This is a genomic window from Rhodococcus sp. NPDC047139, assembly GCF_040643435.1.
In the GTDB taxonomy this organism is placed as follows: domain Bacteria; phylum Actinomycetota; class Actinomycetes; order Mycobacteriales; family Mycobacteriaceae; genus Rhodococcus.
On sequence record NZ_JBEYUH010000018.1, the window covers coordinates 67,778 to 89,896 of the forward strand.

Below are 22,119 nucleotides of genomic sequence, written 5' to 3' on the forward strand. Positions count from 1 at the left end.
GTGGTCAGCGGTTCGCGTGACGCGGCGCTGCGTGACGCGGTCCGGCCGGATCGGATCCGTCCTGGTTGTTCGGGAGAATCGCCGCGGTCTGCTTGAGCGAGTCGAGCGTCTTGCTCGGTGCGCGCAGCTTGCGGACCCGTAGATAACCGATCAGGGCAAGGATCGCAGTGACGACCAGCATGATCAGGAAGACGATGAGGAAGGCGAGCCAGCGGGCCACCCAGACATCGAGCAGCTCGGCCAGGAAGAAGAAGAAGAAAAACGAACTGAAGGTCAGAACGGCGAGCGCGAGGATGAAGAACAGGCTGCCCTGCACGCCCTTCTTGACCTCACCCGTCACTTCGGCCTTGGCGAGCTGGACTTCGGCACGGAACAGGGTGGACAACTGTGTCGCGGCATCGCGCACGAGTTCGCCCACGCTGGCGTCGCGGGGTGTCGGAGCGTCCACCTTCGTCAACGGAATGCCCGAAATGCTCGACGGGACTCCGTTCTCCGGACGATTCGCGTTCGTCACGCTCACTACTCGACCCCTTCGGTTGGTTCGTTCCGTTGACGGTGGGCACGCCCACGCCGTAACACTAGCGCCGACCCCAGCACGGACGCGATCAATGACGTCACCAGTACGGCGGCCTTGGCGATCTCGGCCGATTCGCCGGTCAACGACAACTCGGTGATGAGCAGGCTCACAGTGAACCCGATCGCGCCGAGCATTGCGAGCGCGAGCACGTCGCCCCACTGCAGGCCGGTCGGTTTCGTCGCGAGCCCGAAGCGGATGGCGATCCAGGTGCTGCCGAAGATTCCGACGGTCTTGCCGACGAGAAGACCGAGCACGATCGAGAGGCCGATGGGGTCGGTGAAGACGTTGCCGAGCATCTCTGCACCGATGGGGACACCCGAGGCGAACAGTGCGAACACCGGGACACACAGGCCGGCCGACCACGGCTGGAGGTGGTGGGCGAGGCGCTCGGCCGGCCCGTAGTCCTCACCGGGGTCGGCGCGAACCCTGGTGAGCAGGCCGAGTAGCACCCCCGCGACGGTCGCGTGGATACCGGCACTGTGCATCGCGTACCAGGTGAACAGTGCGAGCGGTACGTACAACCAGGGCGTGGTGATGCGTCGCTGTTGTGCGAGCCAGTACACCACCGCTGCAGCCACGGTCGCGAGCATCCAGCCGAGCGCAAGGCCCGAGGTGAACAGGATCGCGATCAGAGCGATGCCGATGAGGTCGTCCACCACGGCCAGGCTCAACAAGAAGACACGGGCGCTGGTGGGGATGCGGGAGCCGGTGAGTGCGAGCACGCCGAGCGCAAAAGCGATGTCGGTCGCGACCGGGATCGCCCATGCGCGCTCCATCCCGGGGGTTCCCCAGCCCACCGCAGCGGCGATGACGGCCGGCAGGACGACTCCACCGGCTGCGGCGATCACCGGCAGAATGGCCTTCTTGCGTTCGGCAAGTTCGCCCGTGACCAGTTCTCGCTTGAGTTCGAGGCCGGCGACGAAGAAGAAGACCGCGAGGAGTCCGTCCTTCGCCCACGTCCCGAGCGAGAGATGCAGGTGGAGGGACTCGGGGCCGATCTCGAAATCGCGCAGCGCAATGTAGGACTCCCCGAACGGGGAATTGATCCAGACCAGAGCTATCGCGGCAGCGGCGAGCAGCAGTGAACCACCCACGGTCTCGGCGCGGAGATAGCGGTTGAGGGAACTGGTCCAGGCTGCGGATGAGGGATCGGACACAGACGTCTTTCGGTGGTCGGGGAGGCGGACATGGTCGGACCGTCGCCGACCAGGCTTCCCGGTACACCAGGGACGAGTCTAATGCCGGACGGACGTCTTCCGAGGGGGTGTCCGATTTGCAGCGGACAGAAACGTCGATGTTCACTTTCCTAGCAATTGGGATTTCTTCCCAGGATATGAGTTCTTCAGTGGAGTGGTTCAGTGAGCACATCCGTCGGAGTCGGCAAGGGCGATTCCTCGGCCGTCGCAGGTGTACCGCGTCGGCGCATCGTCGTGGCCAGCATGGTCGGCACGTCCATCGAGTTCTACGACTTCTACATCTATGCGACAGCCGCTGTCTCGGTCTTTCCCCATCTGTTCTTTCCCCAGGGCAACAGCACGACCGCGCTGCTCGCGTCCCTCGCGACCTTCGGCATCGCCTTCGTCGCCCGCCCGGTCGGATCCATCGTCTTCGGGCACTTCGGCGACCGGATCGGTCGCAAGGTCACCCTCGTCGGTTCGCTCCTCACGATGGGTATCGCGACCTTCCTCATCGGTCTGCTGCCCACCTATCACCAGGCCGGACTGATCGCGCCGGCGCTCTTGGCACTCATGCGTTTCTGCCAGGGACTGGGCCTGGGCGGGGAGTGGTCCGGGGCGGCTCTGCTCGCCACCGAGACGGCCGAACCGGGTAAACGTGCCTGGGCGGCGATGTGGCCTCAGCTCGGCGCGCCGATCGGCTTCATCGGAGCCAACGGTCTGTTCCTGATCATCACCCTGCTGCTCGGATACGACAACAGCGATCCCGACCTGTCCAGCGCCTTCCTGGAATGGGGCTGGCGCATTCCGTTCCTGCTCAGCGCCGTCATGGTCATCATCGGTCTGTACGTGCGGCTCAAGCTCGAGGAGACGCCGGTATTCGCCAAGGCGGTCGCCGAGGGCAAGAAGGTGAAGACGCCGCTCGCAGAGGTGTTCAAGACCAGCTGGCGACAGCTGATCATCGGTACGTTCGTCATGCTGGCGACGTACACGCTCTTCTACATCATGACCACCTGGGTCCTCAGCTTCGGAACGGGCAAGACCCCCGCGGAAGGCGGTCACGGCGCCGGTTTCCAGTACTCGGACTTCCTCGTGCTGCAGCTCATCGCAGTGCTGTTCTTCGCCGCTGCAGTGCCGGTCGCCGGATGGCTCGCCGATCGCTACGGTCGCCGCGCGACCCTGCTGGTCGTCACCGGCGTGATCATGGTCTTCGGCCTGTGTTTCCAGCTCCTGCTCTCGGGCGACGGCATGAGCTCCGGCCGGATGCTGTTCTTCCTCGTGATCGGCATGCTGCTCATGGGCCTGACCTTCGGTCCGCAGAGCGCGATCCTGCCCGAGTTGTTCCCCACCAATGTCCGTTACACCGGATCCGGGATCTCCTACAACGTCTCGAGTATCCTCGGGGCCGCGATCGCGCCCTTCATCGCGACTTGGCTGGCCACCACCTACGGCGTCGGCTGGGTGGGTATCTACCTACTGATTGCGGCAGCGACGACCTTCGTCGCGCTGCTCGTCGTCAAGGAGACGCGCGACCGTTCGCTCGACGAGGTGTAGACCTCGCGCACGCACGAACGCCCCTTCCGGAGTCGGGATCCGGAAGGGGCGTTCGCTGCGTCGGGGACTACTTACCGCGGATCGCGTCGAAGACCGCAGGGTCGACGAGCGTCGAGGTGTCGCCGAGTTCGCGACCTTCCGCGACGTCGCGCAGCAGGCGGCGCATGATCTTGCCCGAGCGGGTCTTGGGCAACTCCGGGACCACGGTGATCTGGCGGGGCTTGGCGATCGGGGAGATCTCCACGGACACGTGCTCACGCAACTGCTTGATCAGCTCGTCGCCGGTGTTCTCGACGTGCTCACGCAGGATCACGAAGGCGACGATGCCCTGTCCGGTGGTCTCGTCCGCGGCGCCGACGACCGCGGCCTCGGCGACCGACGGATGGCTCACCAGCGCCGACTCGACCTCCGAGGTGGAGATGCGGTGACCGGAGACGTTCATCACGTCGTCGACCCGGCCGAGCACCCACAGTGCGCCGTCCTCGTCGTAGCGGGCGCCGTCACCGGCGAAGTACCATCCCTGGTCTTCGTAGCGCGACCAGTAGGTCTCGCGGTAGCGCTGATCGTCGCCCCAGATGCCGCGCAGCATCGACGGCCATGGCTGATCGAGCACCAGAAAACCGTTGCCCCCCGGACCGAGCGGTTCGGCCTCGTCGTCGACGATCATCGCCGAGATGCCGGGCAGGGGAGCCATCGCAGAGCCGGGCTTGGTCGCGGTGATGCCGGGCAGCGGCGAAATCATGATCGCGCCCGTCTCGGTCTGCCACCAGGTGTCGACGATCGGTGCGGAATCCGCGCCGATGACCTCGCGGTACCAGCGCCACGCCTCCGGGTTGATCGGCTCGCCCACGCTGCCGAGCAGGCGGATCGACGACAGATCGTGGGCATCGGGGATCTCGCGGCCCCACTTCATGAAGGTGCGGATCAGGGTCGGGGCGGTGTAGTAGATGGATACCCCGTACTTCTCGATGATCTCGAAGTGCCGGTGTTCGTTCGGCGAGTTGGGGGTCCCCTCGTATACGACCTGCGTGACGCCGTTGCTCAGCGGCCCGTACACGATGTAGCTGTGGCCGGTCACCCAGCCGATGTCGGCGGTGCACCAGTACACGTCCTTGCCCGGTTTGTGGTCGAAGACGTAGTGGTGGGTGTACGAGGCCTGCGTCAGATATCCGCCCGAGGTGTGGATGATGCCCTTGGGCTTACCCGTGGTCCCCGAGGTGTACAGGATGAACAGCGGATGCTCGGAGTCGAACGGTTGAGCGGTGTGCTCCGGCGAAGCCTTCTCGACGGTTTCGTGCCACCACAGGTCCCGTCCGGAAGTCCACTCGACGTCGATGCCGGTGCGCGCGACGACGAGCACGTGCTCGATCGACTTCGCGCCGGCCACAGCCTCGTCGGCTGCGGTCTTGAGCGGCGCGGCCTGACCACGGCGCCACTGCCCGTCGACAGTGACGAGGAGCTTCGCCTCGGCGTCGTCGATCCGGGAACGCAGGGCCGACGACGAGAAGCCGCCGAACACCACCGAATGGGTCAGGCCCAGCCGGGCGCACGCGAGCATGGTGATGATCGCCTCGGGGATCATCGGCATGTAGATCGCAACGCGGTCGCCGGCCACCAGACCGAGGTCGGTGAAGGCGTTGGCGGCGCGGGAGACCTCCGCAAGCAGGTCGTTGTAGGTGAGCGATCGGCTGTCGCCGGGCTCGCCCTCGAAGTGGATCGCGACCCGATCGCCGTTACCGGCCTCGACGTGGCGGTCGACGCAGTTGTAGGCGACGTTGAGCTTTCCGCCGACGAACCACTTCGCGAACGGCGCGTCCGACCAGTCGAGTACCTCCGTCCACGGCTCCGCCCAGTCGAGCCTCTTCGCCTGCTCGTCCCAGAATCCGAGCCGATCGGCGTCGGCCGCGGCCTGCAGTTCCGGACCGGCGTTGGCGGTGGCGGTGAACTCCGGGCTCGGCGGGTACGCCTTCGATTCGTGCTCCTGAGCTGCGCTCGTCATGATGCGGGGCCTCTCTCCGGGATGGTTGCATTCGGGCTCTTGTGAGCGTAATCATCTGTGACCGGCGCCGCACCGTTCCATCGACGTGCGCAACCGTCACATTCGACCATCGGTTGCTTTCACGCGACGAACGGCAGCCGGGACCGCCCGGCGAACCTCTCGTCCACAACCCGGGTGCGCGCCGGTACCGTCATCGACGTGAGCGACCCTCTTCAGCCTCTCGTCGATCTTCCGGGCGTCCGTGAGGCCGCCGACCGTGCCCGCGACGCGCTCGCGGAGGTGCACCGTCATCGGACCAACCGGCGTGGATGGGCGAACACCGCTGCGGAGGCATCGGTGCGCGCCGCACGCGCATCGGCCTCGATCGACGGCGGGTCGACAGAATTGCCGCAGCCGGGGGAGAGCGGGGATCCGATTCTGGCCGGCGCTCTACGCGTCGCGCAGGCACTCGACGGCGATGCTCTCGGCAACATGGTGGCGACCTGGCGTCGCGCTCCGTTGCAGGCGCTCGCCCGTCTGCACCTGCTCGCCGCCGCCGATCTCGTGGAGGACGCCGGGGAACTGGGTCGCCCACGGACCGAAGCAGGCGTTGCCGAGCGGCTCGACGCGCTAGCGCAACTCGTGACCGGCGGAACGGATGCGCCGGCACCGGTCCTGGCTGCGGTCGTGCACGGCGAATTGTCCGTCCTGCGACCCTTCGGGGTGGCCGACGGGGTCGTGGCCCGGGCCGCGTCCCGTCTCGTCTGTGTCGCATCCGGACTCGACGTGCGCAATCTCGGCGTGCCGGAGGTTCACTGGATGCGAAGGTTGCAGGCCTATCGCGACGGCCTCTCCGGATTCGGAGCGGGGACCGTGGAGGGTGTCGGGGGGTGGGTGCTCTTCTGCTGCGGATCGCTCGAGGCAGGCGCTCGCGAGGCAACCTCGATCGCCGAAGCATTCGCCGGCTGAGTGCGGCGCCCCGACACGCGAAAGCGGGTGGCATATCGACCGGGATCGATTCCGCCACCCGCAAGCACGGGCTGTCCGAGTTACCAAGCGTGCTGAAATGGGTTGTGGTTCAAGGCCTCGGCGATGATCCGAATATCGTGGATTCGTCCTCGCAACGGGTGCGGGTACTCATCTTCGATGATCCGGAACTCGCAGGCCCACAACACTTGTGCCCTTATAGTGGCATCGGCTTCGCGTGGGTGCTCGGTGTCCGTGCTGGGAAGAACAGTCGGGAGATCGAATCTTCTCTTCCGATTCGGTCTTGGCCTTCCGTCCTTCCGTAACTCCTTTCTACCCCGTCCGAGGGATGTCGGCAAGCCCCCAAAAAGCATCGTTTCTGCCCCCCGCATTCGCAGTGAGCGGTACTGAGTGTCAACGCATCCGGCGCTTCGCCAGGCATCGGGCGGCACCGAGTATCAGCGCTGTCGCACCGAGCGTGGCAGCGAGTGTCACAAGGGCCCGGGCTGAGGGACGAGCGCGGCGACCGAGTGGCACCGGCCGGGCGAAAGTCAGGATAGGCCAACCATTTTCGACCGCTTCTCGACGGAGGGGACGGTCCGGGTTCACGGCTCGGGGAAAACCGACCTCGAGCAACATGGGCAGGTCGGTGGCCGAATCGGAATAGGCGTAGCTGAGGGAGAGGTCGTAACCGTACCGTTCGGCGAGTTCCCGGACGGCGACCGCTTTCGCTTCGCCGAAGCAGTAGAAATCGACTTCGCCGGCATACCTGCCGTCGACGATCCGCATCCGGCTCCCTGTGCTGTGTGCGGCACCGAGTGTCCGCGCAATCGGTGTCACCACTTCCTGACCCGATGCCGACACGATGATCACGTCGTGGCCGCGGGCTCGATGATCGGCGATCAGATCCTTGGCCTCTGCGTAGACGAGCGGTGTCACGACATCCTGCAAGGTCTTCTCGACGATCGACTTGATCTGCTCCACGTCCCAGCCGTTGCACATGTGCGCGATGTGCTCGCGCATCCGGTCGACACGTGCCTGATCGGCTGCGGACAGCAGGTAGAGCAGTTGAGCGTAGGTGCTCTGGAGCACCGCCCGGCGACTGAGGAGGCCCTCTTCGAAGAACGGGCGGGTGAACGCCAGCACGCTCGATTTCGCGATGACGGTCTTGTCGAGGTCGAAGAACGCTGCGATGCGAGTCCGGTCCGGAGCAGCCCCCGTCGACGGGGCCGGTCGGGACGGATTCACGGACAGGTCTGTCACGATCACCACAATAGGTCGCAGAGTCCTTCGTTGGCACCGAGTGATCTGCGCGGCGCGCCACTGTTTGAAGTTGCAAGTAGTCCCACCTAACGGTGTACTATCGCGAATGCCCGGATCGACATCCGGGTTGTGTTCAGCCCGACCCCCGGGGCTGAACATAGACGGCCCTCGCCTCCTCCCCCCTGGCGAGGGCTGTCCCTTTTGTCGGAGACTCTGCCTACCGACCTCCAGACTCTCTCTACACCGCGGACCGCGGCGTATCCGCACCGAGAGGCCGCTCGGTCGCGGTTTGTCCCCAGGCCGCCGATTCATCCACAGGCCGCCTTCCGAAGGCCGTTCTCGCCACCTCGACACCGGCAAAGCGCGGCAGGCTGGCGCTCGTGAACGACATCCTCGGACTGATCGACGACGCCGCGCTGATCGCCGACCTGCGTCGGGTGGTCGCTGCGGCCGACCGCACGCTGCACGAGATGTCCGTGCCGATACCGCGCCGGGCATGGACCGAAGCGTCGATCGTCGTCCTCGATGCGGCGGCTGCGGCAGTGTGCGCGGGTGAGTACCCTCGCCGCCCCGGAGTGATCCTGGTGTGCACGGGGCCGGCCGATCTCCCGGAATGGCAGGCCGCCGCAACCGTGGGTGCCGAACACGTCCTCGCTCTTCCGTCCGAGGAGGTGGAACTGCTCTCGATCATCGCCGCCGCGGGTGAGCCCTCGGCCGGTGCGGGCATCGTCCTCGCGGTCGTGGGCGGCTGTGGTGGAGCGGGTGCGTCCACCTTCGCCGCGGCCCTGGCGTGGGCCGCGGGGCGCGAGGACCGACGCGACACCCTGCTCGTCGATGCCGATCCGTTCGGCGGTGGCCTCGACGTCCTGACCGGTCTCGAAGAGCATCCGGGAGTGCGGTGGTCCGGTCTCACCGTCGACGGCGGCCGAATATCGGCGCGTGCACTGCGCGACGCCGTGCCCGTCTGGGCGCCAGGGGTGGGAATCCTGTCCACCGACCGGGAGAACATCGGCCGGCCCACTGCGACCGCTGCAGGCGCGGTCGTCGAGGCGGTGCGCGCTGCGGGAACGACAGTCGTCTGCGACGTGGGCCGCAACTTCGACCCGGTGGCCGACGCGGTGCTCGCGTTGTCCGATTTCACCGTCCTGATCGTGCCCGCACGCATCGGTGCGGTGCTCGCCGCGACGCGGATCGCCCGGATCCTCTCCACCCGGGGCGAACCGGCCGGCATCGTCCTCCGCGGGCCCGCGCCCGGTGGCCTGCGACCCGCGGACGTGGCGGACGCAGTGGGCCTGGATGTGCTCACGTCGATGCGTCCCGAGCCGGGCCTGGCCGAGATGCTCGAACGCGGCGGTCTCCGGCTGCGAGGGCGATCCCCACTGCTCGGTGCAGCGCACGACGTGTTGACTGCTGCCGGATCCGGCAGCAGTGGTCCGAGGTGGGCGGCATGACAGGAATTCTCCGAGGCGATCTCCTCGGCCGCGTGCGCGACCGGTTGGCGGACGAAGCCGGAGAACTCACCCCCGCCCGCGTCGCCGCTGCGCTGCGAGCGGAATCCGGTGGGGTGCTCGGTGACTCCGACCTCCTGGCGGCATTACGCCATCTGCAGACCGAACTCACCGGCGCAGGTCCGCTCGAGGACCTACTGGCAGATCCGGCAGTGACAGATGTGCTCGTCACCGCCCCCGACCGGGTCTGGGTTGATCGGGGGAGCGGTTTGTGCCTGACTGAGGTCACCTTTCCCGACGAGGCCGCGGTCAGACGACTCGCACAGCGACTGGCGCTGTTCGCGGGACGTCGTCTCGACGACGCGCAGATGTGGGTGGACGGAAGGCTGCCCGGTCACGGAGAGTTCGGCGTCCGGCTGCACGCGGTGCTCTCGCCGGTTGCGCAGGGCGGAACGTGTCTGTCCCTGCGCGTGCTGCGGCCCGCCACCCAGGGGCTCGAAGCGTTGCGGGATCGCGGAGCCATCTCCGAAGTCGCATACCGGCTACTGCAACGTATCGTCCGCGCCCGCCTGGCGTTTCTCGTCGTCGGCGGGACGGGTGCCGGCAAGACGACGCTCCTTGCAGCGTTGCTCGGTGCGGTCGACGGCACCGAGCGCATCGTCTGTGTCGAGGATGCGGCCGAATTGGTTCCGGCGCACCCGCACGTCGTTCGGTTGGTGGCGCGGGCACCCAACGTCGAAGGAGTCGGGGAGGTCACCGTGCGCGACCTCGTACGGCAGGCGCTGCGAATGCGGCCCGACCGCATCGTCATCGGAGAGGTACGGGGAGCCGAGGTCGTCGACCTTCTCACTGCCTTGAACACTGGCCACGACGGTGGTGCCGGAACGGTGCACGCCAATTCCCCCGACGAGGTACCCGCGCGACTCGAGGCTCTCGCCGCGCTCGGTGGACTCGATCGCGCGGCGCTGCACAGTCAACTCGTCGCAGCGGTTCAGGTCATTCTGCACGTGCACCGCGGGGCCGACGGCATGCGGCGACTCGTGGAGATCGGGGTGGTCGAACGCGACCCGGCGGCGGGCGTGATCGTCACGCCCGCATGGACCTACGCAGACGGAAACAAGCCGGGTGCGGACACCCTCGAACGAGTACTGCGTCGGCGGGACGTCCCGTGACGACGACCGTTCTGTGCTTGGCGGCGGCACTGCTCGTCCTGCCGGGGCCATCAGCTCGCCGCCGGCTGCGGGGTGCGGGGCCGACGTCCGGACCGCGTCGGGTGCCGCCTCCTCTCGCCGGTGGGGCCGTGCTCGCAGTGGCCGCCGCGATCGTGGTGTGGGCGGGAATCGCTCCCGCTCTCGCTGCCGCGACCGTCGTGGTGACGGTGGTGTGGCGCCGCCGTTCACGCCGCCGCATGGCGGAACTCGAAGGACATCGTCGAATGCTGTTGTCCGGCCTGGACACCGTGATCGCCGACCTGCGCGTCGGGGCACATCCCGCGGATGCCTGTGAGACTGCTGCACGCGAGACGGCCGGTCCGGTCGCAGGGGCGTTCCGGGTCGCTGCGGCGCGTGCACGGCTCGGTGGATCGGCTGCTCACGGATTGGTCTCGGTCGCAGCAACTTCCGGATCGGACGGTGTCGCCGACAGTCTGGGCCGGGTGGCCGACGCGTGGTCGGTCTCCGATCGTCACGGTCTCGCCCTGGCCGAACTACTCGGTGCCGCGCGCGCCGATCTGGCCGCGCGCATGCGCATTCGTGCTCGTACGGAGTCCGGTCTCGCCGGAGCTCGTGCCACGGCGTCGGTACTTGCGGGATTGCCCGCGCTCGGTGTCGGTCTCGGGCAGCTCATGGGGGCGGCTCCACTGGAGATACTCCTCGCGGGTGGACTCGGCGGCGCGATGCTCGTCGTCGGTGCGGTGCTCGTCTGCGCCGGTCTGCTGTGGACCGATCGGATCGCGGCCCGGGTGGGACGATGAGCGCCGAGTGGGCAGCACTGCTGGGGGTGGCCGCGCTCGTCGTCGCACCCGTACCGCGGCACGCGACGCGCCTCGCACCCACCAGAACCGGTGAGGATCGGCAGAGTGCAGCGGTGACTGCGGTCGATCCGCACGCGGTCCCCGCCGCGTTCGATCTGTTCGCTGCATGCCTGCGCGCGGGGATGCCGGCCGGAACCGCTGCACGCGTCGTCGCGGAGTCTGCTCCGCCGGAACTCGCCGCGGGCTTGCGGCGAGGCGCCGACCGGTTGGCGTTGGGTGCCGACGCGGCGGAGGCGTGGGCAGGCCCGGAAGCCACCGGAGTACTCGATGACTTCGCCCGTGCGGCAAGACGATCTGCGAAATCCGGTGCACCTTTCTCCGAGACCGTGGCCGAACTCGCTGTCCGTCATCGCGCCGAGACCGAGGATCGGGTGATCGCCGAGATCGACCGAGCAGGAGTGCTCGTGAGCGGGCCCCTCGGATTGTGCTTCCTGCCGGCCTTCGTGTGCCTGGGCATCGTCCCGGTCGTGATCGGTCTGGCACGTGACGTGCTCGGCGCAGGGCTGATGTGAACGTCGGCGCGGACCGTCTGCGCCGCAACGAAATGAAAAGGGGGATAAGAATGGCAAAACGGATATCGGTGAAAGGGATCATGCACGGACTGCGCGGCCGCCTCGAGGGTCTCGCACGACAGGATGACGGTATGTCTACGGCGGAGTACGCGATCGGGACCATCGCGGCAGCGGCATTCGGCGCGGTGCTGTACACGGTGGTGACCGGCGACTCGATCGTCTCCGCATTGACCGGCATCGTCGAACGCGCATTGAACACCTCGGTGTGACAACCGCGCATGCGGAGAATGCTCGCCGGAAATTGCTTCCGAGGTTTGCGCGAGAGGACGCCGGGGGCGTCACGGTCGAAGCAGCACTTGCGATCGCGAGCCTTGTCACGGTACTCGTCCTGTGCCTCGGGGCGGTGCTGAGCATCGCGTACCAGGTGCGGTGTCACGACGCCGCGCGCGAAGCGGCCCGTCTCGTCGCGCGGGGCGACCAGGCGCGTGCGCTCGACGTGGCCGCTCGCGTCGCGCCACCGGACGCGCGCGTCGTGGTGCAGGAGGAGGGAGATCTGATCGTGGTGGTCGTGACTGCGGAGAGCCCACTGCTTCCTCTGGTGACGCTGACGGCGGAAGCGGTATCGGTGCGGGAGCCCGAAGGAATGCAATGAAGCCGAGTCGGATTCCTCTCGGGGACGACGGGAGCGCGAGCGTGATCGGCTGTGCGGTGATGGCCGGTCTGATCGCGGTTACCGCCACTTTGCTGCACGTCGGATCGGTCGTCGTGGCACGTCATCGTGCACAGGCGGCGGCCGATCTGGCGGCGGTGGCGGTCGCCGCGGCGCTGGACCGGGGTGTCGTCGAGGCCTGCGAGGTCAGCGAACCGATCACCTCGAGAATGCGGGTGCGGTTGCAGCGCTGCGAGATCGACGGCTGGTATGTGCTACTCGAAGTCGCCGCTCCGGTCTCGTCCTTCTTCGACGGTGCGGAGGCGAAGGCCGTTGCGCGGGCGGGTCCGGCCGCGGAGGTCAAGCCTTCCGGTGGCTGAATCCGGTCGGCTCGCTCCCCGCCCGTCGCCGCGCGAACGATACGTGTCGGTAGTCACAATGCATGGTGGTCACATTACGGTGTGCGGCGCAAGTCCGCTTCCCGGGTGGGCGGTGCCGCGAGCCGGGACGGGCAGGTGTAGTGCTGCGACTGTGGGTCGGGTGCGGCAGCCGAACCGCTCTCATCAGCGAATCCGTGAGTCGAGACACGTTCCTTCTTGATTACGAGGACATTTCGTCCCACCGCCGCGAGCGCCTTATACCCGGCGGTCGTGTGGCCGAGACTCGACGTGGGTACGAGGTGTGTCTAGAGTCAACCCCCGTTCCGGAGTGAACACTCGTTCGCTCCGTGGCTCGTACCGACGCCGCGGACCGTCGCGGCCGACGGGGCAGTCGACGCTGTCCCGTCGGGACTGAGGGAGGATGGATCTTGAGGATCAAGCGCACGATCGCGGTCGTGTCGGCCGGCTTCATAGCCGCCGGCATGCTCGCGGCATGTGGGGGCGGCAGCGGCGGAGATGCCGAAGGTGTCTACAGCATGTACATCATGCAACCCGAGAACCCGTTGGTTCCGGGCAACACCACCGAGAGTGAGGGCAATCAAGTCCTCAAGTCGTTGTTCACCCCGCTGGTGAACTACAACGACGAGACCAGCGAGGTCGAGTACACCGGCGTCGCCGAGTCGGTCGAGTCCGAGGACCAGATCACGTGGACGATCAAGCTGAATCCCGGCTGGACGTTCCACGACGGAACACCCGTGACCGCGAAATCGTATGTCGACGCGTGGAACTACACCGCATTGAGCACCAACGCATACGGCGCGTCGTACTTCTTCGAGAATGTGAAGGGCTACGACGATCTGCAGGCTCCCGAGGGTGGTGAGCCCGCTGCGACCACCATGTCCGGCCTCGAAGCCGTGGACGACACGACCATTTCGGTCGAGTTGAAGGAACCCTTCGCGATCTACCCCGTCACGCTCGGGTACACGGCCTTCATGCCCCTTCCCGAAGCCTTCTTCGCCGACCCCGATGCGTTCGGCCGTCGTCCCATCGGCAACGGACCGTTCAAGGCGGACGAGGACTTCGTCGACGGCCAGGGCTTCACCGTGACCAAGTACGAGGACTACGCCGGTGAGAACGCCGCTCGGTCGCAGGGCGTGCAGTTCAAGGTCTACACCGAGTTGACCACTGCCTACACCGACGTTCAGGCCGGTGGCCTCGACGTGATGCTTGATCTGCCGCCGGACGCGTGGGCCACCGCTCGCGATCAGTTCGGTGATCGTTACGTCGAGCGAGCACGTCCCGACATCACCTCGCTCTCGTTCCCTACCTACGACCCGCGCTTCTCCGACCCCCTTGTCCGGGAAGCATTCTCGATGGCGATCGACCGGCAGGCCATCACCGAGGCGATCTTCAGCAATACGCGCACTCCGGCAGGATCCTTCGGATCGCCCGTCGTCGAGGGCTACCGTGAGGACGCATGTGGCGCCAAGTGCGAGCTGAACGCCGAGCAGGCAAACAAACTGCTCGACGAGGCCGGCTTCGATCGCAGCGTGCCGGTTGATCTCTGGTTCAACGCCGGTGCCTCCCATGACATCTGGATGACCGCGATCGGCAACCAGCTTCGCACCAACCTTGGTGTCGAATACGTGCTGCGCGGCGACCTGCAGTTCGCGCAGTACCTGCCGCTTCAGGACGAGAAGGGTATGACCGGCCCGTTCCGTATGGGCTGGATCATGGATTATCCCTCCCTGTACAACTTCCTGGCGCCCGTGTACAGCACGGCCGCGATGCCGCCCGCGGGTTCGAACATGAGCTTCTACAGCAACCCCGAATTCGATGCGGCGCTGTCCGCCGGCAACAATGCCGACACTCTCGACGCAGCCACGGCCGAATATCAGCGTGCCGAGGACATTCTGTTCCGCGACATGCCCGCCACGCCGCTCTTCTACGGTCTGAACCAGGTCGTGACGAGCGACCGGGTGAGCAACGTGAAGATCGACCCCTTCGGGGACATTGTGACGGCAGAAGTCACGGTCGACTGAGTGACGGACGGTGGGGGTGCCCCGCGGATGCGGGGCACCCCCACCACCGTGTAGGACATTGTTGTTCCGTATAGGAGAACCCAGTGGGTCGCTTCATCACGCGTCGATTGCTGTTGACCGTTCCGGTCCTGATCGGCGCTTCCTTCCTCATCTTCGCGATGGTCTACGCCCTTCCGGGCGACCCCATTCGCGCCCTCGCAGGCGATCGCCCACTGGCCCCCGCGGTCGTGGCGCAGCTTCGCGCCGAGTACAACCTCGACGATCCGTTCTTCGTCCAGTACGTCAAGTACATCGGCGGACTACTGCAGGGAGATTTCGGGTCGGATTTCTCCGGTAGGCCGGTACTGGACACCATTTCGCAGCGGTTGCCGGTGACCATGCAGTTGACGGCGGTGGCCGTCGCCTTCGAAATCCTCATCGGCATCACGGCCGGTGTGCTCGCAGCACTGCGCCGAAACTCCTTCTTCGACAATCTTGTGCTCGTCTCGTCGACGATGCTGGTGTCGATCCCGGTGTTCGTCCTGGGCTTCGTCTCCCAGTACGTTCTGGGATACAAACTCGGCCTGTTCCCGATCGCCGGTATCAACGACGGCTGGTACAGCTACCTGCTTCCGGGGCTGGTGCTGGCGTCGCTGTCCATGGCGTATGTGGCGCGGCTGACCCGTACCGCGGTGTCGGAATCGATGGCCGCCGACTACATTCGCACCGCCCGCGCCAAAGGCGTCGGGTACCGGCGCATTGTTACTCGGCATGCTCTGCGTAACAGCTTGATTCCGGTCGTGACGTTCATCGGTGCCGACATCGGGGCGTTGCTCGGCGGAGCGATCATCACCGAATCGGTTTTCAACATCCCTGGTCTGGGCCGCGCGATCTTCGACGCGGTGCAGAATCAGGAAGGTGCGGTCGTCGTCGGCATCGTCACGCTGATGGTCTTCTTCTACATCTTTTTCAACCTCGTCGTGGATGTGCTCTACGCGCTCCTCGACCCCCGGATCAGATACGAGTAGTGGTATGGATTCCAATTATGCCGAGGCAGCCCGTCAGCACGCCGTGCAGGAAGGCGAGCCTGGCAATGTGGTCACCGGTGAGGCCGTGGAACTCGTCGGCCAGGCGAGCTTGTGGGGCAACGCGTGGAAGAAGTTGCGCCGCAGCGCGTTCTTCTGGTTCGGGGCGGTCATCTCGGTTGTCCTCGTGGCCATGGCGATAGTGCCGCAACTGTTCGCTCGTGGGATCGACCCCCGGGCGTGCGACCTGTCGGACACCCGGCTTCCGCCCAGTGCGGAGCACTGGTTCGGAACGGATCTGCAGGGTTGTGACTATTACGCCAACGTGATCTACGGTGCCCGCGTCTCGCTGACCATCGGCCTACTGGCCGTCGTCGGCGTGCTGATCGTGGGTGTGCTGATCGGCTCGCTGGCAGGCTATTTCGGAGGATTTCTGGACAGTCTGCTGGCCCGGTTCACCGATATCTTCTTCGGCATTCCACTGCTGCTCGGTGCGCTCGTGCTGTTGACCGTGACGAGCGAGAGAACCACGCTGACCGTGGCGATGGCGCTGGTCGCCTTCGGTTGGATGACCGCAATGCGTCTGGTGCGTTCTTCCGTCATCGCTGTCAAGGGAAGCGAGTACGTTCAAGCCGCCCAGGCGCTCGGTGCCTCCACCTTCCGTATCCTGGTCAGGCACATTCTGCCGAATGCGCTGACTCCGGTCCTGGTGTATGCCACCATCGCGGTCGGTACGTTCATCGCTGCGGAAGCGGCGCTGTCGTATCTCGGTATCGGCTTGCAGATGCCGGCAATCTCGTGGGGTCTGCAGATCAACTTGGGCCAGAACTACATTTCGACCTCGCCGCACCTGGTGTTGTTCCCGGCAGCTTTCCTGTCGTTCACCGTGCTGGCCTTCATTCTCATGGGTGATGCGCTGCGCGATGCGCTCGACCCGAAACGGAGCTGACGCAATGAGTCCCGACACGAGTGAGCAGACCACGACCGGCGGGCCGATTCTCGAGGTCTCCGGCCTGACCGTCGATTTCGAGGTCGACAAGACCTGGCGCACGGCCGTACGTGCTGTCTCGTTCGAGGTAGCGCGAGGTGAGATCCTGGCGATCGTCGGCGAATCCGGCTCGGGTAAATCCACGACGGCGATGGCGGTTCCGGGTCTGCTCGCCGACAACAGCCGCGTAAGCGGCAGCATCGCCCTCGACGGTCGCGAACTGGTCGGCCTGACGGAACGAGAGCTGAACTCGGTGCGCGGCAAGGACATCGCCGTGATCTTCCAGGAGCCGATGACGGCCCTCAATCCGGTCTACACCATCGGCTGGCAGATCACCGAGGCGATCCGCTCGCACTCCGACATGACCAAGGCCCGTGCCAAGGAGCGGGTGATCGAGCTACTCCGCCTCGTGGACATGCCGGAACCCGAGAAACGGGTGGATTTCTACCCCCACCAGCTGTCCGGCGGTCAGCGCCAGCGAGCGATGATCGCCCAGGCGCTGGCGTCCGATCCCGCGGTGCTCATCGCCGACGAGCCCACCACCGCGCTCGACGTCACGGTGCAGGCGGAGATCCTGCAGCTCATGCGGGATCTGCGTGAGCGGGTGGACGCGGCGATCCTGCTCATCACGCACGACATGGGTGTCGTCGCAGACATGGCGGATCGCATCGTCGTCATGCGCGACGGCGCCATCGTCGAGCAGGGCACGTCGGCCCAGGTCTTCGGCGCGCCGGAGCACGCCTACACGCGTGAACTGCTCGCGTCGGTGCCTCATCTGGGTTCCCGCAGCGGTGAGCTCGGCTCCGACGACATTCCCGACGTGCGTTACGCACTCGAACTGGTCGACGCGGTGATCGAGTATCCCGGCGCCCGGCGGAACAGCGGTTTCCGTGCCGTCGACGGGGTCGGCCTGAACATCGAGCCCGGCGAGGTCGTCGGGCTCGTCGGAGAGTCCGGCTCGGGCAAGTCCACGATAGGCAAGGCGGCAGTCGGGTTGCTGCGTCTGCAGTCCGGTTCGCTGTCCGTCTCGGGTGTCGACATCACGAAGATGTCGACCCGTGATCTGCGCGCGGTGCGCCGCAAGATCGGCATCGTGTTCCAGGATCCGGGTTCGTCGCTCAACCCGCGGTGGCCGATCGGGCAGTCCATCGGTGAGCCGATGTTGCTGCACACCGAGATGGACCGTAGCCAACGGGACAAGAAGATCGAGGAACTGCTCGATCAGGTGCGCCTTCCCCGCGACATGCGCAACCGTTATCCGCACCAACTCTCGGGTGGGCAGCGTCAGCGAGTGGGTATCGCGAGGGCACTCGCACTCGAGCCGACCTTGCTGATCGCGGACGAGCCCACCTCCGCGCTGGATGTATCGGTCCAGGCGAAGGTGCTCGAACTCTTCCAGGAATTGCAGCGTGAGTACGGTTTCGCCTGCCTGTTCATCAGCCACGACCTTGCTGTCGTCGAGGTGCTCGCCCGCCGTATCGCCGTCATGCGGGCCGGCAAGCTCGTGGAATTCGACCGGACCGATCGCATCCTGCGTTCCCCGTCCGATCCGTACACCAAGCGGTTGCTGGCCGCGGTTCCCGTCCCGGATCCGGTCGAGCAGGCACGCCGCCGTGAGGAGCGTGCGGCGCTGATGGCTGCCGAACGTGCCGATATCGACGATGCGGAGGCCGAGCACGCACGGGTGTCCTGATACGCGCGAGCCGCGACGTCAGCGGTCGGACGGCCCGGACGCCTCGATCGCGGCGAGTACTGCGTCGAGAACCGCGACTGCCCCCGCCTTGTCGAGCGGATCGTTTCCGTTTCCGCACTTGGGGGAGTACACGCACGACGGGCACCCCATGGCGCATTCGCAGGCCGAGACTGCATCGCGAGTCGCAGTGAGCCATTTCGTGATCCGGTGATATCCGCGCTCGGCGAATCCGGCGCCACCGGGCTGCCCGTCGTAGACGAACACGGTGGGCAGGCCGGTGTCCGGGTGCAGATCGACGGACACCCCGCCGATATCACCGCGATCGCACGTCGCCAGGAGGGGGAGCAGTCCGATCGCGGCATGCTCGGCCGCATGGAGAGCTCCCGGGACCCGGTCGGGTGTCACACCGACGGTGTCGAGCAGTTCGGGTTCGATCGTGTACATCACCGCTCGGGTATCGAGCGTGTGTTCCGGCATGTCGAGGGGGATGTGGTCGAGCACTTCCCCGGACGGCAGACGCCGCAGATATCCGACCACGCGGTGCGTCACCTCGACTCCCACGTAAGCGACCGTGACGGGTCCGTATTCGCGTCGTTCGTCCACGGAGACACAGCAGATGTCGGTGATCTCGCGTGCGGTCGTGGACCATTCCGGGTCCTCGGCGTGCACGAGGGCGATGCCGTCGTCGAGATACAACTCGTCGACGACGAAGGTTTCACCCTGATGGATGTGCACGGCACCCGGATGGATCGTCGCAGGGGCGCGGGCGGCGTCGACCGTGCCGAGCATCCGGCCGGTCTCGCCTTCGACGATCGAGATCTGGTGGCCGATCCCGCTGCGGATCTCGACACCGGCATGAGGCTGCGTCCCCGGGGTGACGAACCAGCCGTGTGGACGGCGCCGGATCAGGCCTTGCTCGGCCAGACGCGTGAGCACGTCGTGGGCGCCGAATTCCTCGACCTCGGCGTCGCTGAGGGGCAGTTCGTCTGCGGCACAGAGAAGTTGGGGGCCGAGCACGTACGGATTGCCCGGATCGGTGACCGTCGCCTCGACAGGCCGGTCGAGGAGTGCCTCCGGGTGGTGCACGAGATAGGTGTCGAGCGGATCGTCCCGCGCGACCAGCACGACGAGTGAACCCTGCCCGCGCCGGCCGGCACGTCCGCCCTGCTGGCGGAAGGACGCGACCGTTCCCGGGAAGCCTGCGACGATCACCGCGTCCAAGCCTGCGATGTCCACTCCGAGTTCGAGGGCGTTCGTGCCCGCGACACCGAGGAGTCGACCGTCGGAGAGGGCTGCTTCGAGGTCTCGCCGATCTTCGGCGAGGTAGCCCGCCCGATACGCTGCGACCCGGTCGACCAGCTCGGGTGCCGATTCGGCCAGAAGCCGACGTGCGCCCATGGCCGTGAGTTCGGCGCCGTGACGGGACCGGACGAACGCGAGCGTGCGAGCACCTTCGGCGACGAGGTCCGCGAGAAGACGTGCGGCTTCGGTTCCTGCGGCGCGCCGCACGGGTGCCCCGTGTTCTCCGGTGACGTCCCGCAGCAGGGGCGGCTCCCACATTGCGACGGTGCGAGCCCCTTGGGGTGAACCGTCCTCGGTGACCTCCCGGCAGGGCGCCCCGATGAGCCGGGACGCTGCGGCACCCGGCCCCGCGGTCGTCGCGGAGGCGAGCACGAAGACGGGGTCGGCACCGTACCGGCGGGCAACACGCCGCAGGCGACGAAGGATCAACGCTACGTGAGACCCGAACACGCCCCGATAGGCGTGACACTCGTCGACGACGACGTATTTCAGACGTCTCCACAACCGTGCCCACCGTGCGTGGCCGGGCAGGAGTGCCAGGTGCAGCATGTCGGGATTGGTGAAGATCCAGCGCGAATGCCGACGTGTCCACTGCCGGATCTCGGTGGCGGTGTCGCCGTCGTAGGCGCACGCGGCCACGGTCGAGAGGGCGTCGACGCCGGAGGTCAGTTCGGTGACCGCGCGTAACTGGTCGGCACCCAGGGCCTTGGTGGGTGACAGATACAGGGCGGTGGCCTGCGGGTCCTCGGCGAGGTCGCTGAGTACGGGCAATTGATAGGCGAAGGATTTGCCGGACGCGGTGCCGGTGGAAACGACCACGTGCTCCCCGCCTGCCGCGATCTCGGCGGCGCGCGCCTGGTGGTGCCAGGGACGGGCGACACCGTGTTCCTGGAAGGCACGGACCACGTCTTCGTGCGCCCACTGTGGCCAGTCGCCGTGACGGGCAGGCCGAGCCGGGATCTCTGCGACGTGGGTGAGAGGTGCCTCATCCGAGGGAGTGCCGGCGAGCAGCCGATCGAGGAGGCCTCGACCGTAGGTGGGGGCGGAGGCCTCGCCGGTGTGGAGGAAGGGTGAGCCGGTCACGCAGTACTCCGTTGGGTCGAACGAGATGATCCGTCGGCTACGGACGGGAGCCGGGATCCGGGACGAATGCGACGAACATGGCCTCCCGTAACATGGGAGCAACAGCTACCCGTGGGTAATGCTACCGAGACTCGAACAAGATCAGGGAATTGGCACGTTTGTGCCCATTCCTACTGTTGCGCGTGCCCAGAACGTGGTTGACTACACCCGGTCGCAGCTTCTGTGTTCGTAGACTTGGAAAAGTGCACGCTCGCAGGATCGATGGTTGCGGGCGCGGTGCTTTAGCTCTTCCAACGGGGGACTCGAGAAGTACAGCGGTCGGAACCGGGACCTGGCGGACCGCGTACCCGGCGGTCTGTCGAATCCGGTGTTAGAAAGAGAAGGAAAAGCATGGCACAGGGCACTGTGAAGTGGTTCAACGCGGAGAAGGGCTTCGGCTTCATCGCTCCTGAGGACGGCTCCGCCGACGTGTTCGTTCACTACTCCGAGATCCAGGGTTCCGGCTTCCGTACCCTCGAGGAGAACCAGCGAGTCGAGTTCGAGGTCGGGCAGGGCACCAAGGGCCCGCAGGCCACCGGCGTGCGCGCTCTCTGATCGACCCGCTCGAGCGAGCACACGGGCAAGGTCTGGTACCTCGCCCGATCGTCCCCCATCACCTCAGGTGATGGGGGACGATGCATTTCCGGGGCTCATCCGTGAACGAGCCGACAGTATCGACGAACGGCAGTGGTCGACTCTTCTCGCTCACGGAGTGACGAGAGGAGGATCCGTGAGCCAACTCTCCTTCTTCGGAGCGGACACGATGCCACCCGCTCCGGCCGATCTGAGTGGCCTGCTCGCAGCACACGGACGTGCGGGTCCCACCGACGGCAGCGCAGCGCTGACCGTGGACGTCGATGCCGAATGGCGTGCTCGTGCCATCGCTCGGCTGGTCACCGACGCGGGCATCGAAGCGGACATCGCTGTCGACGGTGATCGCTTCACCGTCACCACGGCCGCCGACAGTGCTCTCGTCCCGCTCACGAACCAGTGGACCGGTGGCGGCGCCAAGACGGTCCCGCCCGGATGGGTTCCTTCCTCACGTGCCCAGCGTGCATGGTTCCTCGCATCCGGCAGTATGGAGGTCGAGGGAACACAATATGTTCTGGGACTGGACCCGGCCGCCCCCGACACACACGCGCAGTTGGCGCAGGCACTCATGCGCGCCGGTATCGCACCGACCCTCATCGGTACGCGCGGAAGCGGACGGCCCGGGCTGAGGATCGCGGGGAAAAGGCGACTGACGAGGCTCATCGAGAACATCGGTGCACCTCCGGACGCCGACGCGGCACGGCGGATCTGGCCACGCCTCGAACCGGGTGATCGTCACTTGTGAAGAGCCGTTCCTGGAGGATGTGCGACCCTGTGTGTGGCCGCGTCGGGGGAACGGGTCGGTATACATGTCATCGAACAAGGCGACATGTCGGTGAAGAG

General features: G+C 66.4%; 20 protein-coding genes. 15 read left to right on the forward strand and 5 right to left on the reverse strand.

Annotated elements, in window-relative coordinates:
• Nucleotides 1-4 precede the first annotated feature (4 nt).
• Together ABZ789_RS19655 and nhaA are read right to left on the reverse strand one after the other, a co-directional pair.
• On the reverse strand, nt 5-520 hold the full coding sequence (locus ABZ789_RS19655; protein ID WP_358427259.1) for a phage holin family protein: 516 nt from the start codon (nt 518-520) through the stop codon (nt 5-7).
• Nucleotides 520-1,734 carry a Na+/H+ antiporter NhaA gene (gene nhaA, locus ABZ789_RS19660; protein ID WP_358427262.1) on the reverse strand — a complete coding sequence of 405 codons (1,215 nt, stop codon included), beginning with the start codon at nt 1,732-1,734 and terminating at the stop codon, nt 520-522. The genes ABZ789_RS19655 and nhaA overlap by 1 nt, the downstream gene beginning before the upstream one ends.
• Before the next feature lie 201 nt (nt 1,735-1,935).
• Between nhaA and ABZ789_RS19665 the strand changes: the two genes are divergently transcribed.
• Nucleotides 1,936-3,306 (forward strand): MFS transporter, encoded by a 1,371-nt coding sequence (locus ABZ789_RS19665; RefSeq protein ID WP_358427265.1) that lies wholly within the window; start codon nt 1,936-1,938, stop codon nt 3,304-3,306.
• Nucleotides 3,307-3,373: 67 nt separating this feature from the next.
• Here the strand turns inward: ABZ789_RS19665 and acs are convergent, their stop codons facing one another.
• Nucleotides 3,374-5,305 (reverse strand): acetate--CoA ligase, encoded by a 1,932-nt coding sequence (gene acs, locus ABZ789_RS19670; protein WP_358427268.1) that lies wholly within the window; start codon nt 5,303-5,305, stop codon nt 3,374-3,376.
• Nucleotides 5,306-5,503: 198 nt separating this feature from the next.
• Between acs and ABZ789_RS19675 the strand changes: the two genes are divergently transcribed.
• Entirely contained in the window at nt 5,504-6,253 is a 750-nt protein-coding gene (locus ABZ789_RS19675) for an oxidoreductase (RefSeq protein ID WP_358427271.1), read from the forward strand.
• A gap of 411 nt (nt 6,254-6,664) precedes the next feature.
• Here the strand turns inward: ABZ789_RS19675 and ABZ789_RS19680 are convergent, their stop codons facing one another.
• Nucleotides 6,665-7,498, reverse strand: coding sequence for an HAD-IB family hydrolase (locus ABZ789_RS19680; protein ID WP_358427327.1), 834 nt, complete (start codon nt 7,496-7,498; stop codon nt 6,665-6,667).
• A gap of 395 nt (nt 7,499-7,893) precedes the next feature.
• Here ABZ789_RS19680 and ssd point away from each other — a divergent pair, with 395 nt between their 5' ends.
• The 11 genes from ssd to ABZ789_RS19735 all read left to right on the forward strand — a co-directional run bounded on the left by ssd (nt 7,894) and on the right by ABZ789_RS19735 (nt 18,261).
• A complete protein-coding gene (ssd, locus tag ABZ789_RS19685) occupies nt 7,894-8,964 on the forward strand; it encodes a septum site-determining protein Ssd (protein ID WP_358427274.1) in 1,071 nt (356 codons plus the stop codon).
• A complete protein-coding gene (locus ABZ789_RS19690; protein ID WP_358427277.1) occupies nt 8,961-10,133 on the forward strand; it encodes a TadA family conjugal transfer-associated ATPase in 1,173 nt (390 codons plus the stop codon). The genes ssd and ABZ789_RS19690 overlap by 4 nt, the downstream gene beginning before the upstream one ends.
• Complete coding sequence (locus ABZ789_RS19695; protein WP_358427280.1) at nt 10,130-10,933, forward strand: secretion protein F; 804 nt, start codon at nt 10,130-10,132, stop codon at nt 10,931-10,933. Before ABZ789_RS19690 ends, ABZ789_RS19695 begins: the two co-directional genes overlap by 4 nt.
• Nucleotides 10,930-11,505: a type II secretion system F family protein gene (locus ABZ789_RS19700; RefSeq protein WP_358427283.1), complete on the forward strand. Its 576-nt coding sequence runs from the start codon at nt 10,930-10,932 to the stop codon at nt 11,503-11,505. The genes ABZ789_RS19695 and ABZ789_RS19700 overlap by 4 nt, the downstream gene beginning before the upstream one ends.
• An 80-nt stretch (nt 11,506-11,585) precedes the next feature.
• Nucleotides 11,586-11,774, forward strand: coding sequence for a DUF4244 domain-containing protein (locus ABZ789_RS19705; protein WP_358427330.1), 189 nt, complete (start codon nt 11,586-11,588; stop codon nt 11,772-11,774).
• Nucleotides 11,771-12,157, forward strand: coding sequence for a TadE family type IV pilus minor pilin (locus ABZ789_RS19710; RefSeq protein WP_358427286.1), 387 nt, complete (start codon nt 11,771-11,773; stop codon nt 12,155-12,157). The genes ABZ789_RS19705 and ABZ789_RS19710 overlap by 4 nt, the downstream gene beginning before the upstream one ends.
• Nucleotides 12,154-12,534 carry an Rv3654c family TadE-like protein gene (locus ABZ789_RS19715; RefSeq protein ID WP_358427288.1) on the forward strand — a complete coding sequence of 127 codons (381 nt, stop codon included), beginning with the start codon at nt 12,154-12,156 and terminating at the stop codon, nt 12,532-12,534. The genes ABZ789_RS19710 and ABZ789_RS19715 overlap by 4 nt, the downstream gene beginning before the upstream one ends.
• A 428-nt stretch (nt 12,535-12,962) precedes the next feature.
• Nucleotides 12,963-14,576 carry an ABC transporter substrate-binding protein gene (locus tag ABZ789_RS19720; protein ID WP_358427291.1) on the forward strand — a complete coding sequence of 538 codons (1,614 nt, stop codon included), beginning with the start codon at nt 12,963-12,965 and terminating at the stop codon, nt 14,574-14,576.
• Between the two features lie 83 nt (nt 14,577-14,659).
• Nucleotides 14,660-15,583: an ABC transporter permease gene (locus tag ABZ789_RS19725; RefSeq protein ID WP_358427294.1), complete on the forward strand. Its 924-nt coding sequence runs from the start codon at nt 14,660-14,662 to the stop codon at nt 15,581-15,583.
• Between the two features lie 4 nt (nt 15,584-15,587).
• Nucleotides 15,588-16,529 carry an ABC transporter permease gene (locus ABZ789_RS19730; RefSeq protein WP_358427297.1) on the forward strand — a complete coding sequence of 314 codons (942 nt, stop codon included), beginning with the start codon at nt 15,588-15,590 and terminating at the stop codon, nt 16,527-16,529.
• A 46-nt stretch (nt 16,530-16,575) separates the two neighbouring features.
• Complete coding sequence (locus tag ABZ789_RS19735) at nt 16,576-18,261, forward strand: ABC transporter ATP-binding protein (protein WP_358427333.1); 1,686 nt, start codon at nt 16,576-16,578, stop codon at nt 18,259-18,261.
• A gap of 18 nt (nt 18,262-18,279) precedes the next feature.
• Here the strand turns inward: ABZ789_RS19735 and ABZ789_RS19740 are convergent, their stop codons facing one another.
• Nucleotides 18,280-20,646, reverse strand: coding sequence for a DEAD/DEAH box helicase (locus ABZ789_RS19740; RefSeq protein ID WP_358427300.1), 2,367 nt, complete (start codon nt 20,644-20,646; stop codon nt 18,280-18,282).
• A gap of 390 nt (nt 20,647-21,036) precedes the next feature.
• On the opposite strand from ABZ789_RS19740, the gene ABZ789_RS19745 reads away from it, so the two are divergent.
• Nucleotides 21,037-21,240 (forward strand): cold-shock protein, encoded by a 204-nt coding sequence (locus ABZ789_RS19745; protein ID WP_003935252.1) that lies wholly within the window; start codon nt 21,037-21,039, stop codon nt 21,238-21,240.
• A gap of 175 nt (nt 21,241-21,415) precedes the next feature.
• Complete coding sequence (locus ABZ789_RS19750; RefSeq protein ID WP_358427303.1) at nt 21,416-22,021, forward strand: hypothetical protein; 606 nt, start codon at nt 21,416-21,418, stop codon at nt 22,019-22,021.
• Nucleotides 22,022-22,119 lie beyond the last annotated feature (98 nt).